The sequence below is a fragment of the Paenibacillus andongensis genome, assembly GCF_025369935.1.
In the GTDB taxonomy this organism is placed as follows: Bacteria; Bacillota; Bacilli; order Paenibacillales; family NBRC-103111; genus Paenibacillus_E; species Paenibacillus_E andongensis.
In genome coordinates this window covers 1,832,391-1,847,035 of the sequence record NZ_CP104467.1, presented here as the reverse complement: position 1 = coordinate 1,847,035, position 14,645 = coordinate 1,832,391, and the positions used below count along the sequence as shown (strand labels likewise).

General features: G+C 45.7%; 10 protein-coding genes. 6 read left to right on the top strand and 4 right to left on the bottom strand.

Annotated elements, in window-relative coordinates:
• Positions 1–57: 57 nt before the first annotated feature.
• On the bottom strand, positions 58–2,058 hold the full coding sequence (locus NYR53_RS08555; RefSeq protein ID WP_261304784.1) for a beta-galactosidase: 2,001 nt from the start codon (positions 2,056–2,058) through the stop codon (positions 58–60).
• A 276-nt stretch (positions 2,059–2,334) separates the two neighbouring features.
• On the opposite strand from NYR53_RS08555, the gene NYR53_RS08550 reads away from it, so the two are divergent.
• The 6 genes from NYR53_RS08550 to NYR53_RS08525 all read left to right on the top strand — a co-directional run bounded on the left by NYR53_RS08550 (position 2,335) and on the right by NYR53_RS08525 (position 9,447).
• Positions 2,335–3,300, top strand: a complete 966-nt coding sequence (locus tag NYR53_RS08550; RefSeq protein ID WP_437180171.1) for an ABC transporter permease — start codon at positions 2,335–2,337, stop codon at positions 3,298–3,300.
• 60 nt (positions 3,301–3,360) lie between these two features.
• Positions 3,361–4,242 carry a carbohydrate ABC transporter permease gene (locus tag NYR53_RS08545; protein ID WP_261304782.1) on the top strand — a complete coding sequence of 294 codons (882 nt, stop codon included), beginning with the start codon at positions 3,361–3,363 and terminating at the stop codon, positions 4,240–4,242.
• A 60-nt stretch (positions 4,243–4,302) separates the two neighbouring features.
• Positions 4,303–5,859 carry an extracellular solute-binding protein gene (locus tag NYR53_RS08540; protein WP_261304781.1) on the top strand — a complete coding sequence of 519 codons (1,557 nt, stop codon included), beginning with the start codon at positions 4,303–4,305 and terminating at the stop codon, positions 5,857–5,859.
• A gap of 76 nt (positions 5,860–5,935) precedes the next feature.
• Positions 5,936–7,135, top strand: coding sequence for an oligogalacturonate lyase family protein (locus NYR53_RS08535; protein ID WP_261304780.1), 1,200 nt, complete (start codon positions 5,936–5,938; stop codon positions 7,133–7,135).
• Complete coding sequence (locus tag NYR53_RS08530; RefSeq protein ID WP_261304779.1) at positions 7,132–8,718, top strand: sulfatase family protein; 1,587 nt, start codon at positions 7,132–7,134, stop codon at positions 8,716–8,718. The genes NYR53_RS08535 and NYR53_RS08530 overlap by 4 nt, the downstream gene beginning before the upstream one ends.
• Positions 8,719–8,745: 27 nt before the next feature.
• Complete coding sequence (locus NYR53_RS08525; RefSeq protein ID WP_437180136.1) at positions 8,746–9,447, top strand: DUF1961 family protein; 702 nt, start codon at positions 8,746–8,748, stop codon at positions 9,445–9,447.
• Positions 9,448–9,528: 81 nt separating this feature from the next.
• On the opposite strand, the gene NYR53_RS08520 is transcribed toward NYR53_RS08525, so the two are convergent.
• The 3 genes from NYR53_RS08520 to nirB form a co-directional block, all read right to left on the bottom strand.
• The gene (locus tag NYR53_RS08520; protein ID WP_261304777.1) at positions 9,529–11,622 is read right to left on the bottom strand and encodes a molybdopterin oxidoreductase family protein; all 2,094 of its coding nucleotides are present in this window, start codon (positions 11,620–11,622) and stop codon (positions 9,529–9,531) included.
• A gap of 92 nt (positions 11,623–11,714) precedes the next feature.
• The gene (nirD, locus tag NYR53_RS08515; RefSeq protein WP_261304776.1) at positions 11,715–12,065 is read right to left on the bottom strand and encodes a nitrite reductase small subunit NirD; all 351 of its coding nucleotides are present in this window, start codon (positions 12,063–12,065) and stop codon (positions 11,715–11,717) included.
• A gap of 29 nt (positions 12,066–12,094) precedes the next feature.
• The gene (gene nirB / locus NYR53_RS08510) at positions 12,095–14,521 is read right to left on the bottom strand and encodes a nitrite reductase large subunit NirB (protein ID WP_261304775.1); all 2,427 of its coding nucleotides are present in this window, start codon (positions 14,519–14,521) and stop codon (positions 12,095–12,097) included.
• Positions 14,522–14,645: the final 124 nt, after the last annotated feature.

Below are 14,645 nucleotides of genomic sequence, written 5' to 3'. Positions count from 1 at the left end.
TCCGATCGATTGCAAGGCACGAGTCACCCGGCCTCTAGTTAGTGGAACGTCGATTCGTTATTTTGGGAAATCTGCACTAAATTGAATGATGCGATATTCATACTTGCCAATTTCTAATTTCCCCGGAAATACTGGCTGCTGCTTCAATGCATCAAACCCTTCCTGAGGGATTGTAACGTTACCTCCGTTTCCATCCATATTAATGATCACCCAGATGGTATAGCCATTTCCTTGTCTCGGAGCGACGATTGTACCTTGTGTAACATCCGTTCTAAGCAAAACATCGGCTTCAACAGCATAATGTCCGATGAGTTTCTTCAACATCACATCCCCCTCCTCGCCCATAGGCATCGAGCCCAGCATGACGATTTTCCCTTTGCCTAGCCGCTTCTCTGTGATAAACGCATAGTTTGGTGTTAATCCTTCCGTGATCATACCCATCGATTTCGATTCTTTCGGTTCGTACACTGCGCTCCACATTCCTAATGGGGCCGATATTCCGAATGCTTGACCGATTGTACCTGTTCCATCCAACGGATAGGTGTACAGTGTTTCGACACCTGCAAGATCCTCTAATGCGCCTAATGCCGCATCCGTATGTATGGTATGATGTTCCGTTCGCCCTCCAGTAAGCGGACCAACCACCCATATCCCCCCTTCTTGCACGAATTGTTTGGCACGGCTCAGATAATCAGATGACACATAGTGGATAAAGGGGGTGAACAATAGCTTGTACCCGTCCAAATCCGCTCCTTCCGGAATAAGATCCCTATGAATCCCCATGGCCAAAAATCGTTCATAAAATGCAGTTACAAGTCCTCGATGATTTAATTTTGTATGCGGCTCCGTTTTTAAAAATGCTTTCGAGCGATCTGAATAGGTGATGGCTATCTCGGCTTGAGAAGGTTTGGATGCAAGAAGTAACGATTCTATTTCCTTTCTTGCTTGTTCAACCTCTATGACATTTTGATATCCCACCGTTGGTTTTCCCCATGCACTGATCACTGATCCGTGAGGTTGTTCGCATCCGGTCCGCTGCTGCCTCCACAGCCAATAACAGAAGGCTTCTGCTCCCAAGGCATAAGCAGCCACGGCTTCTGCCTTCAAGTATCCGTTAGGATGAGGCGTTGCATAGTTTTCTAGCGATGCACTGAAAGACGGACTCGTCTCCATGATCCAGAAAGCCCTGCCTTTCTTGAAATTTCTCCACAAATCACAGTTGATCAAATAAGCCGGCGTATTATTGGCTGCTGCATAGGTGTCAAATGAAGCAAAATCAAGGTTTTGGAACAGGCGTTCATTATCTACATGAAAGGCAACACTGCTGTTATGGGTGATGGAGGCATTTGAATAATTACGTATAATAGCCGCTTGCTCATCTGAAAACTCTGCAATCTTCTCCATTGAGAATAGTTGGTACATCGTACTCAAAGAGGAATTATGAAGAAACGGTGCATGTCCCGGCTGGGGCACTTGCTCAAAGCTATGGTAATATTCGCTCCAAATTTGTGTTCCCCACGCTGCATTCAATTCATCGATCGAGCCGTAGCGCTCTTCTAACCATCGATGCCATAAACCTTTGCATGTTTCACACATACAGCTGCTAACATGAGCCTTAAACTCGTTGTCAATCTGCCAACCGATGACACCTGGTAAACGCCCGACAGCCCGTGCAAGCTGCCCTGTCATTATCGCCGCTCTTTCTCGAAAGTAGGCGTTATTTGTACAAGCATGCTGCCTTGACCCATGCCCCATCACGTTTCCATGCTCATCAACATACATACGCTCTGGATGACCATACGATAACCAAATCGGAGGTGTGGGAGTTGGCGTACACATCACAGTCTCAATGCCGTTTTCATACAGTCGGTTGATCATTTCAACAAAAAAGCGAATGTCGATCTTCCCTTCTTCCGGTTCTATTTTCGACCAAGCAAACTCTCCAATCCGGACAACATTGATTCCTGTTTCTTTCATTAACTTGATATCCTGCTCGATCACCGCTTCATCCCAAAGCTCAGGATAGTAAGCCGCCCCATGGTATAATTTTCTGTACAAGTTCATCTCTCCTTAGCGTTTTTTCGTTAAAACCTTTCCAAGAATGCAATAGTAAAGTTTTGATATCTACATCGTAATAAACCCTTTAATTACAAACAATATGACCTTTTTGCCGGGCCTTTTTTGGCTCTCATACTTTTTTTCCGGTTTCATACTTTTTTGGGGAAAGCGATTTCAAAATAGTATGATTGTCAGAAATATTTGAATCTTATAGTGTTTAACTTACAAAGCGACATGCTAAAAACATCAATCCAATTGCGAAGGAGTGAGAACATGATCAAAACATCAGGTGCTGAACAGCACATAGCGCCTGTCCCAGCCGTAAGAACTTCCAAGCGCAACACATTAATAGGCAAAGTATTAAGAGATAAATACTTACTGCTGCTGCTGCTGCCGGGATTGGCCTACTTTATTATTTTTAAATATGTTCCAATGTGGGGGGTTCTGCTTGCCTTCAAAAATTATCAACCCTACGTCGGTTTTTTTAAAAGCGAGTGGGTCGGATTAGATAACTTCAAACAATTCTTCCAAGATCCCGTATTTTTCAGATTGATACGCAACACGCTAATGCTCGGCTTGTACGATATGGTGTTTTTCTTCCCAGCACCGATCATACTGGCAATCTTGTTAAATGAAGTCCGAAAATCTTTTTACAAACGCTTTATTCAATCGCTGATTTATATCCCGCATTTTATTTCGATGGTTATCGTTGCAAGTATTTCCTATCTTCTTTTGACGACTGAAGGTGGAGTCATCAATGAAGTGATGTTTAAGCTATTCGGGTATAAAATCGACTTTCTGACAAGTGAAAGCTGGTTTCGTCCCATGATCATCACACAGAGTATTTGGAAAGAGATGGGTTGGGGAACGATCATTTTCCTTGCAGCGCTTGCGGGGGTAGATCAAGAACAGTATGAAGCAGCCATCGTCGATGGAGCAAGCCGATTTCGCCAACTTTGGCACATTACACTTCCGGCTATTCAGGGGACGATCATTGTCGTGCTGATTCTGCGAATGGGGCACTTTATGGACCGTGGATTTGAACAAGTTTTATTAATGATCAACCCACTCAACCGGCCTGTGGCTGAAGTGTTTGATACGTATGTTTATACGGCGGGGATTGTACAAGGCGCTTTCAGCTACAGTGCGGCAGTAGGTTTATTTAAAGCCATCATCGGTGTCATTCTCGTTTTTACAACGAATTATTTAGCCAAAAGGGCTGGACATTCCGGCATATTCTGATCTTTGTACATGCTTACGAAGTTAGTTTTGCTATCGCAAAACTCTTAGGAGGAGAGAACTATGAATACGCGTCACCCTTCTGTAGGCGAAAAATTATTTGATATCGCCAATTACCTGTTTCTTGGCATTGTTGCGCTTACCATGATCCTTCCGGTCATGTATATCGTGGCGGGATCGTTCGCAAGCGATCTTGAAATAGGAAGCAGATCCTTTTTCCTAATTCCCAAAGACATCACTTTCGATGCTTACAAGTTCGTTTTCAAAGATAATGCTTTACCGCGAAGTTTATTCGTATCCGTATTTATTACCGTTGGAGGAACTCTTGTTAATTTGTTCTTTACCTTTACGATGGCCTATGCTTTATCGCGGAAGCACATGATCGGCCGAAATGTTGTCTTGAATATCATCATCTTCACGATGGTGTTTAGCGGCGGGATTATTCCTACTTACCTGGTTGTTAAGGGCTTAGGACTGTTGAACTCCTACTGGGCCGTCATGCTGCCTGTCGCAATCAACGCCTTTAACTTGATTGTCGTAAAATCATTTTTCCAAGAGATCCCTAATGAATTGATTGAATCGGCCCGAATTGACGGGAGTAACGATATCGGTGTGCTGTGGCGTATTGTTCTACCGCTCTCCAAACCGGTTATTGCGACATTCGCACTCTTCTACGCCGTTGCCCATTGGAACGATTTCTTTAATGCGCTGATTTATCTATCAGATGCCAAAAAGTGGCCGATGCAGGTTCTCCTGCGGCAAATTGTACTTCTAGCAACAGGGTCGCTAGAAATGGGCACGTACGATCCCACCTATGTGAAGCCACCGGATCAATCGATTAAAATGGCGATTATCGTCGTAGGTACATTACCGATCTTGATGGTTTATCCGTTTATTCAAAAGTATTTTGCCAAAGGAGTTTTAATTGGTGCTGTAAAAGGGTGAATGTTTTATGCCCATCATATACAGGTACATTTTCGAGGTGACAAAGGGAGGAAAAAGAAGATGAATTGGGATAAAAAGAAAAAACCATTGTTTGCCGCAACTAGCATCGTATTAGCAGTTACAGCAATAACGGGGTGCAGCTCAGGTACTGATGGCTCTAAAGCGACAGATGCACCTAAGACGACAGCAGGAGCAACCACCGCTGCAAAAGAAAAACCATTTCCAATTAGTGTCATGTTGAAAAGCTACAACAATGACATCGCAACAGCTGAAAGTAAAGTATGGAAAAAAATCGAAGAATACACGAACACAAAATTGGATCTACAATTTACTCCTGATACAAGCTACAGCGATAAACTGAATATAGCCCTTGCTTCCGGCACCCTGCCTACTCTAGTCTTTGTGAATAATGCGAAAATATCCTCTGTTGCCAACGCTATCAATGGAGGCGCATTCTGGGAGATCGGCCCTTATCTCAAAGATTATCCGAATCTTAGCAAAGCGAATCCAACCGTTCTTAACAATACGTCAGTAAACGGTAAGTTCTACGGTCTCTACGTATCCCGACCAATCGGCCGGATGGGGATAAACTACCGTAAAGACTGGCTTGATAATTTAGGCATGCAGGAACCGAAAACGATCGATGAGTTTTACAACATGTTAAAGGCGTTCGCCAAAAATGATCCCGATAAAAACGGCAAAGATGACACTTATGGAATGGTCGTAACCAAATTTGGAGGTCCATGGGATATTATGCAAACATGGTTCGGAGCTCCGAATAAATGGGGTGAGAAAGACGGTAAGCTTGTCCCCGCTCATTTGACACCTGAGTACATGGAAGCGCTGAAATTCTTCAAAAAATTGTATGATGAGAAGTTAGTGAATCAAGACTTTGCGGTATATGATTCGGCGAAATGGAATGATCCGATTATTAACAGCCAAGCTGGTGTGGCGATTGACGTTACAGAACGTTCTTACCAGATCGATGAGAAAATGAAACAAGTCAATCCGAAGGGCAGTATTGATATTATTGGCGCTGTAAGCGGCCCTACCGGTCTTCATAATTTACCGACAGCCGGTCATAACGGCATGTTCTTAGTCTCCAAATCAGCGGTTAAAACAGAGGCCGATCTCAAAAAGGTACTTACCTTCCTGGATAAGACCAACGATAAAGAAATGCAAGCGCTGCTCAACTATGGTCTCGAAGGCACTCATTATAAAGTGGAAGACGGTAAACTGGTTACGCTTATCCTACAAACGGATCCTATGGCCCCTGATATCAATAACAAGGGTATTAACCAGCTCTTATCTTCTATTCCATACATTGTGCCTGATATGTTCAAACCGTCTACACCGCTTCGCGCTAAGGCGGTCGATGTGCAAAAAGCAAATGAGAAAATCATAGTTGTAAATCCAGGAGAACCATTTACAACTGCTACTTATACGCAAAAAGGAGCGCAATTGGATCAAATCGTTGAAGACGCAAGAACGAAATTTATTGTCGGTAAGATCGATGAAGCCGGCTATAAAGCGGACATGGAATTGTGGAAAAAGAGCGGTGGCGATGCCTATACAAAAGAAATGAGCGATGTCTTTGCCGCAAGCAAGGCTAAGTAAGCGAAAAAAAATACGCTTCGTAGATAAAGCCCAGTCGTTCAATATGACTGGACTTTATCTCGAAAGGAGCAGAACGATGACAATGGTAAGAGCCAAAGGCGGCAAAGGAACGGTTTGGCCTTCGGAACGGCGCAGTTATACAGATTTGATAACGGGCGTAACCGTGACTCAGCTAACGAATCACTGCTCGCACAGTCACCATATTTATTTTACGAATAACGGGTTTTATGGGGATGGAAAGTTAATCTTTGGATCGGACCGCGAGAATGTTACCAATCTGTACAGCATGGATTTGCACGATGGAGTGATGACCCAATTAACAGATTTGGAACGCGGCCGTGAATCTCGGATTCAAGGGACTTTTCTTCATCCTGACGGACATGAGGCCTATTTTTACTATGACAATTCGATTATGGCAATCAACCTGGGAACGATGGAAGAACGTATTCTCTTTACGGTTCCTGAGACATATAAATTCGGCAGTTTGAGCTGCACTGCAGACGGACTGTGGTTATGCTTCGGTCTGAACAAGGACTTAACTCAAAGCATCGCGATGGATACCAAGAATGGTTACTTGGGCTTCGAGGCGTATTTCCGTGCGAAGCCGCACAGTATGATTATGGCAGTTTCCCCTGTCAACGGGAAAGTGATGAAGCTTCATGAGGACCAGCTGTGGATCGGCCACGTCAATACGTCTCCAACGCAAGCGCATCTGCTGACATTTTGCCATGAAGGGCCTTGGGAACAGATTGATCATCGGATCTGGGTGCTGGATATCATAACCGGGCACCATTGGAAGGTAAAGGATAAGAAACCGAATGAATATGTCGGTCATGAATATTGGATGTCAGACGGTATTCATATCGGCTACCATGGTTTTACCCATTCTCTTGAGGATCACGCCGGGAAAATAATCGGGGCTGTTCTTTTTGATAACAGTCAAATCCAGCAATACGAATTTCCTTTTCAAAATATGCATGTTCATTCTAATGATCTATCCCTTGTCATTGGTGACGGCCAGCAAACGAGCGCTTATCATGGCCAGCAATTTCAAGATACGCTGCAGGTATGGCGGAATGACGGGTCCGGATTCAAAGGCCCGCGTATATTGTGTAAGCACCGAGGAAGTTTCCATACGCAAAATCTTCACGTACATCCGAGACTAAGCCCGGACGGTAAGCAGGTGCTGTTTACGAGTGATATGTCGGGATACGGTAACTTGTACATGGTCGATATGCCAGAATTCGAATCTTTACCCGAGATGCCAGTTACATGAAGACACGGCCGAATCTACTACTCATTTTTACAGACCAGCAGCGCTGGGATACGTTAGGGGCATACGGAAATAAAACGATTCAAACGCCGCACTTGGACCGGTTGGCACAGGAAGGGGCCGTATTCGATAACGCGATCACCCCCTACCCTCTCTGTGCACCTGCCAGAGCGTGTACGATGACGGGGTTTGCTGCAGGAAAGACGCATGTGTTCAATAATGAATCAGCCTCATCTGTTGCTGCCGATGAATCGATTGCCGCTTATTTGTCCAAAGCTGGATATCACAATCAGGCGATCGGGAAGATGCATTTTACACCGGATGAGCAAACGTATGGCATGGATCATCTTATTTTATCGGAAGAAATGAGAGGCGTGCGTACGGCAGGAAGTATACAGGAGATTCATTTTGATGATTATGATCGATACTTGATGGAGCATGATGCTTGGGGTTGGGAGAAACCTCCCGAGATCGGTTACAACGAACTGAAGCCGCTTGTTAACGGCCTGCCCAAAGAGCTGCATATTACACAATGGTGCGGAGATCGAACGGTAAACTGGCTTAAATCGGAAAGACCCTCTAACCAACCTTTTTTCTTATGGACATCCTTCGTCAAACCTCATGCTCCTTTCGATTGTCCTTCGCACTTGACGGATTTGTATGCTCCAGATGAAATGCCGAGGCCTTGGGTATCCGAACAGGATGGAACGTCGAAAAACCCTTATTTGGCGTCACATCGCCAAGCGATGGAAGTCGATCTGTATTCGGAGCATGCTGTGCAAACGAACAGAGCTTATTATTATGCCAATATTACGTTTATCGATGAACAAATAGGTCGGATCATGCAAACGTTGGAGGAAGAGGGACTGGCGGACAATACGCTTGTTATCTTCACATCGGATCATGGCGAACTGCTTGGCGACCACCGATTATGGTTTAAAAACTTAGGGCACGAGGGCAGTTTGCACATCCCGATGTTAGCATGGTGGCCCGGCGTTATTCATCCGGGTACCCGCTGTGATGAATTGACTACCTTGCTTGATATTTTCCCTACGCTGGTCAATCGGGCAAGTGCGAAACGCAAGTATGACGGAAGACCCGGTTTGGATTTATTAGAACTGCTCACGGAACCTTCCTCGGTTCGCCGAGATATCGTCTGTTCGGAATTCTATGTGGCACCCAACTATATGCTCCATGTCCGCAGCAAAGAATGGAAATATCTCTTTTATCAGAATGGCGGTTACGAAGAACTATATCATCTCCTAAGCGATCCGCATGAGCTTGTTGATTTGGCGGATGATCCCGTCTTTCAGCAAGTTAAAGATGAGCATCAAGAGGCAGCCGTTAATTGGATCATCAAGTATGGAAATCCTGAAATCGCACTCGATGAAACAGGCTGTAAATTGAAAGTAGTTCCTTTCCAGCCTCAAGAAGCCAAATCTAACCCTAGGCCGTTCTCACGAATGCCTTGGGACTCCAGAGTTCCGCCTTCGCTGCTCCCTGAACAGCAGCGCTCTTGGTTTTGGAAGGAGTTGGGCGGAGACTGGAGCAGCCTCATATCCTTGTTTGGACCCAAAGATAGTTAGAAATTGATGATTGGGGGTATGAATAACATGGATTGGAATGAAATATTCCTGCTGGAAGAGCTTTTATATCAAAATCCTCTATCAGATGAAAAAGATGTGCGGGATTTCAAAATGGAAGGACAGGCCGCTGTCAGTTTTCCACGGAATCGCTTGCGGATGGAAAATAAGCTTGATCCAAAGCTTGGGCAAAAATCAAACTTTGTTTATTGGTGTCCGATTGAATTTCCAGATAACATCGCAATCACTTGGGATTTTTGGCCGATTCATGAGCCGGGACTTTGCATCTTGTTTTTTGCCGCCAAAGGTATCCGTGGTGAAGATTTGTTTGATAGCGGGCTTTCCGTAAGATCAGGCGTGTATGACCAGTATCACCATGGGGATATTGATGCCTTCCACGTATCGTACTTTAGACGCAAGGAAGAAGAGGAGCGGAGTTTTCATACATGCAATTTGCGCAAAAGCTATGGCTTTCATCTGGTTTCTCAGGGCGGTGATCCGATCCCGTCCGTTGCCGATGCTAAAGGTCCCTACCGGATGAAATTGTTTAAATGGGGATGTGACATTCTATTCACTATCAATGATCTGACTGTATGGCATTGGATAGATGACGGAAAAACATTCGGAAAGCCCCTTACCGGTGGGAAAATCGGCTTTCGCCAGATGGCTCCTCTAATCGCTGAATACGCCAATCTTACTGTCTATTCGCTTTCAAAAAAGCAATCTTTGTAATATCTCATCCACCACGATTAGCTGCAGAAAAAGACCGCACCCGCTTAGTTCTTTGGCCAAGCCAACTAAGCTGATTGCGGTCTATTCTGCACGTTCTACTTTTACTGCGCAAATTTTAAACTCAGGCATCCGGCTCGTGGGATCCAGCGCATCATTCGTTAATACATTAATCGAATGCTCATCACCCCAATGAAAGGGTACAAACACCGTACGAGGCTGAATACCTTCTGTCACTTTAACGTCGAAAACCAAGGATCCACGGCGGCTTGTAAGGCGTATCTTGTTATCCATTCCCAGTCCAATTCGCTTCGCCAGCCAAGGATGAATCTCGGCGACGGGAACGGGAGCCTTCTTGTTTAAACCTTCCGTGCGGCGCGTTTGTACGCCGCTTAAATAATGATTCGCAAGCCGCCCCGTTGTCAACACGTAGGGATAATCCGAATCGATAGGTTCTGCCGGCATTTTCGGCTGAATACCGAACAATCTGGCTTTGCCATCGGAATGATTAAAATGATTCTCGAATAATTGCGGTGTACCCGGATGGTCAGGAGCTGGACATGGCCAGAATATGCCCTTCTCTTCCTGAAGCCGCTCATACGTAATGCCGCTGTAATCCGCTTTCCCTCCAGCTGTAGCAGCTGCTAACTCGCGAAACACATCTTCAATACCCGCATATTGAAAATAGGCGCCCCGGCCTAGCGCATCCGCTAACTGACAAATAATATGGAAATCAAGTCTGCTGTTTCCCGGAAGCTCCATCGCTTTCTGGCGGTGAAACACGCGTCCTTCCAGATTGGTCATCGTACCTTCTGCTTCCGCAAAGGATGACCCTGGCAGTATATAATGGGCATAACGAGCCGTTTCAGTTTCAAACATGTCAACGACAACGAGCAATTCCAGCTTCTGCAGCGCTCGCTCAACCATTCGGTTATTCGGACTGGATACAAGCGGATTCGATCCGAGGACGATCAAGGCTTTGATCTCGCCTTCATCTATCTTCTGCAGCAGCTCATAAGCTGAAACTCCTTTACCCGGCAGCTCACTCGGATCGATTCCCCATACTTTGGCAACATGCTCACGCGCAGCTGGGTCTTCGATTAACCGGTAACCCGGCAGTTGGTCCGCCTTTTGCCCATGCTCGCGTCCGCCTTGCCCGTTTGCTTGGCCGGTTACGGCGCCGTAGCCGCAGCCTTTGCGCCCTATTTTACCAGTGACTAAGGCTAAATTAATGTAATTCAGCGTGTTCTCTACACCGTTCACTTGCTGCTCCAAACCGCGTGCTGTTAGGACAATACCCGTCTCCGCCTTCGCGAATCCACGAGCAATCGTACGAATTACGGCTTCTAGAACGCCGGTTAGCTCCTCCACTCTCGCTGGGGTGAACGGCTTAACCGCCTCCTTCAATTGTTCAAAACCAACCGTACGTTCTTCAATAAATCGATGATGGACGAGTTTCTCTTCCACCATGACATGTAGGAGTCCGTTTATAAATACAGAGTCGAATCCCGGTTGTAGACGAACATGGATATCCGCTGTCTTCGAAGTCATCGTATTGCGTGGATCAATCGTAACGATCACGGCGCCTTTTTTCTTCGCTTCAAGTAAATAAGGCATCATCGTCGGCTGACATTCCGCTATATTCGTTCCTGCGAGAATGATATATTTCGCATTTGGAATTTCCGTCAGAGGCATTGTCATCCCGCGATCGATCCCGAATGCCTGATTACTGGCCGCCGCTGCTGATGACATACAGTATCGGCCGTTGTAATCAATAAATTTGGACCTGAGTGCTACTCGGGTAAACTTACCAAGCAAGTAACTAACTTCATTGGTTAATGAGCCGCCCCCGTATACGCCAATCGAGTCAGGACCATACTCAGCTTGCAGTCCTTTAATTCGCTCCGCAATGTCAGCAAACGCATGATTCCAGGTTACCGTTTGCCACCGTCTCGGCTCACCCTCGACCCTTGCCAGGGGCTCGAGGATGCGTTCTGAGTGAAGCACATGATCCAGTGCATTCAATCCTTTCTGACAAAGGCGGCTAGTCGCCACAGGAAAGTTCGGGCTTGGTTTAATCGTGAGACCTGACGTCTTCTCACTCGGCATAATCTCCAATCCGCACTGCATGCTGCAAAAGCAGCAATGGGAGGAGGGTTGTTCTTTAGGTAATGTCAATAATGCGGATTTCAACGCACCCCACCCCCGATAATAAAGCTCTCTATGAAATCTAAATGTATCTTAATGTGCTTATTATGGTCAGCGAAGCGTTAGCAGGCTAATTCTTTGTTTATCTGAAATCCAATAAACACCATTCCTTCATGAACCTTCGTTGAATACGTTTGTACACAGCCCGTATCCGGAGCTTGAACAAGACCGGAAGGGAGATGAATCTTGCGATCATGCATCGGACAGAAGACGTGGTCATCACATACAATGCCTTCTGCAAGGACGCCCTCTTTATGAGGACAGCGGTTCTGGATGGCTTGAAGCTTGCCGCTTTTCAACTTGAAAAGGGCTACCTCTTCGCCTTGATACCGAATTGTTTTTCCTGTGTTAACAGCTAAATCGTCATAAGAAACGGCCTGCACCCAAATCATTTGCTCTTCTTGTGTTTTCATAGTCTGCTCCTCCCGACTTTCCTCTTTTTCTAGTTAAGCTCTACGACTTCATAAAGGTCACGTTGAATCTTTTTGCTATCAATCGCTTGTTTCCAAGGGTCCTTCGTCACCGAAAGCGCTAGATCCATACGAGCACACAATTGTTTGCGCTCTTCCTCATTCTCCACCACATCACGAATATGCTCGATACCAAGTCGGTGCACCCACTCGCTTGTGCGCTCACCATATTTACCCGTTTCACGATAGTACTGCAGATAAGCTTCTGTGTATTCGATAATCTCTTGCTCTGTCTTGACAGTTGTCAAGAGGTCACCCACACGTACCTTCACACCGCCATTTCCTCCGGCATAAAGCTCCCAACCGCCATCTACCGAAACGACGCCTAAATCTTTGATCCCAGATTCCGCACAATTTCGAGGGCATCCAGATACAGCTAGCTTCACTTTAGCAGGCGTGTTCAAGCGTTCAAAACGCTTCTCCAACTCGATACCTACGCCCATCGCATCACCCGTACCGAATCGGCAGAAAGTTTCTCCCACACACGTTTTTACCGTCCGTAGGGCTTTACCGTAAGCATATCCAGACGGCATATCCAAGGCTTCCCACATCGCAGTAAGATCTTCTTTCTTAACACCAAGCAAATCTAGACGCTGTCCACCAGTAAACTTCACAGTAGGGACATTGAACTGCTCGGCTACTTCTGCAATACGCTTCAATTCCGTCGGATTAGTTACACCGCCGTAGATCCGTGGAACTACGGAGTACGTTCCGTCTTTCTGAATGTTAGCGTGCATACGCTCATTGACAAAACGTGAAGTACTATCGTCTTTATACGTATTTGGACTTACCATACCCAGGTAATAATTAAGTGCAGGACGGCATTTCGAGCAGCCTTCTTCATTTTTCCAACCAAGGACGTTCATCACTTCACGCACATGGGATAACCCTTTTTCACGAATCGCTGTAACGACTTCATCACGTGTATGGTCTGTACAAGCGCAAATCGTCTCTTTTGCAGCGTTCTTATCATAGGAAGCCCCTAGTGTAAATGCCAATAAGTCACTCACCAGTGGTTTACAACCGCCGCAAGAACGAGAAGCTGTCGTACAATTTTTCACTTCATCCACTGTCGTTAAGCCTTGATCCTTGATCGCTGAACAAATCGTTCCTTTTGTAACGCCGTTACAACCGCATATGATGGCATCGTCTTTCATGTCAGCAACACCTGATGACGCTCCGCCGGTTCCACCCGAGGCATCCGTCAATATCGCCGTTTTCCCCATGCCGCTAACATCTGTTTCTTCCCGAATCATTTGCATAAGTCGCGTACCATCCGCCGTATCTCCGAAAAGAACCGCACCGATGATTTTATTGTCTTTAATCACAACTTTCTTATAAACACCAGTGAACTCATCATGAATGCGAATAGCTTTCGTGCCTTCCGCATCGCCGAACTGTCCGCCTGAGAATACATCAACACCAGATACTTTAAGCTTCGTATAAAGGATAGAGCCTTCATAAGGACCCGTTTCCACGCCTGCCAAATGTTTAGCAAGCACTGCACCTTGCTCGTAGAGCGGTGCGACCAAACCATAAGCAATCCCGCGATGCATCGCGCATTCCCCAACCGCATAGACATTGGGAACGTTTGTTTGCAAATAGTCATTCACAACGATACCTGGATTGCATTCAACGCCAGCCTTTTTCGCAAGTTCAACATTGGGACGGATCCCTACAGCCATGACGATAAGATCAGCCTCAGCAACGGTACCATCCTTGAATTTCAAGCCGGTTACCCGCTTGTCGCCTACGATTTCTGCGGACTGCTTCTCCAGCAAGAAGTTGATGCCTTGCTCTTCAAGCGCTGCTTGCAGCATTTTGGACGCCGTTCGATCCAGCTGACGCTCCATAATTGTATCTACAATGTGAACAACATCAACTTTCATACCTAAGTTAAGGAAACCTCTCGCCGCTTCTAATCCCAGCAAACCGCCACCGATCACGATCGCTTTTTTATACTTTTTAGCGGACTCGATCATAATTTCACAATCACGAATGGTTCGGTACGCCATAACCCCTTCTTTATCAGCGCCAGGCATTGGAATCATAAAGGGATTAGACCCGGTGGCCAAAATTAATTTATCATACGATACCGTCAGTCCCTTATCACTCGTTACGGTTTGAGCTGCTGTATCGATGTCCGTTATGGTTTGGTTGGTATGCAAGGTGATGTGGTTATTCGCATACCAGTCATAGGGATGAATGACGATATCCTCTACTTTGGAATCTCCTGCTAATACGTAGGACAACAAGATTCGGTTATAGTTCGGATGTGGTTCACTGCCAAAAATCGTAACCTCATATTTATCAGGTGTCAGTTTAAGTAAATGTTCAACAGCGTTAACGCCCGCCATTCCGTTTCCGACCAGGACCAACTTCTCTTTCTTGACTGTCATTGTGATCATCCTTCCATCCATTTACTATTGAAAAAGTTCGTTTTTTTGAAAAAAGGCCATTCAGGAGCTCACGCTCCCAAATGACAAAATTGGGATATGGAGCTTGAGTAGTTCAACCGAACTA

Coding starts and splice junctions, on each gene's coding strand:
- NYR53_RS08545 (WP_261304782.1), top strand. CDS start 3,361: ATGAATACGCGTCACCCTTCTGTAGGCGAAAAATTATTTGATATCGCC.
- NYR53_RS08540 (WP_261304781.1), top strand. CDS start 4,303: ATGAATTGGGATAAAAAGAAAAAACCATTGTTTGCCGCAACTAGCATC.
- NYR53_RS08535 (WP_261304780.1), top strand. CDS start 5,936: ATGACAATGGTAAGAGCCAAAGGCGGCAAAGGAACGGTTTGGCCTTCG.
- NYR53_RS08530 (WP_261304779.1), top strand. CDS start 7,132: ATGAAGACACGGCCGAATCTACTACTCATTTTTACAGACCAGCAGCGC.
- NYR53_RS08525 (WP_437180136.1), top strand. CDS start 8,746: ATGGATTGGAATGAAATATTCCTGCTGGAAGAGCTTTTATATCAAAAT.
- nirD (WP_261304776.1), bottom strand. CDS start 12,065: ATGAAAACACAAGAAGAGCAAATGATTTGGGTGCAGGCCGTTTCTTAT.
- nirB (WP_261304775.1), bottom strand. CDS start 14,521: ATGACAGTCAAGAAAGAGAAGTTGGTCCTGGTCGGAAACGGAATGGCG.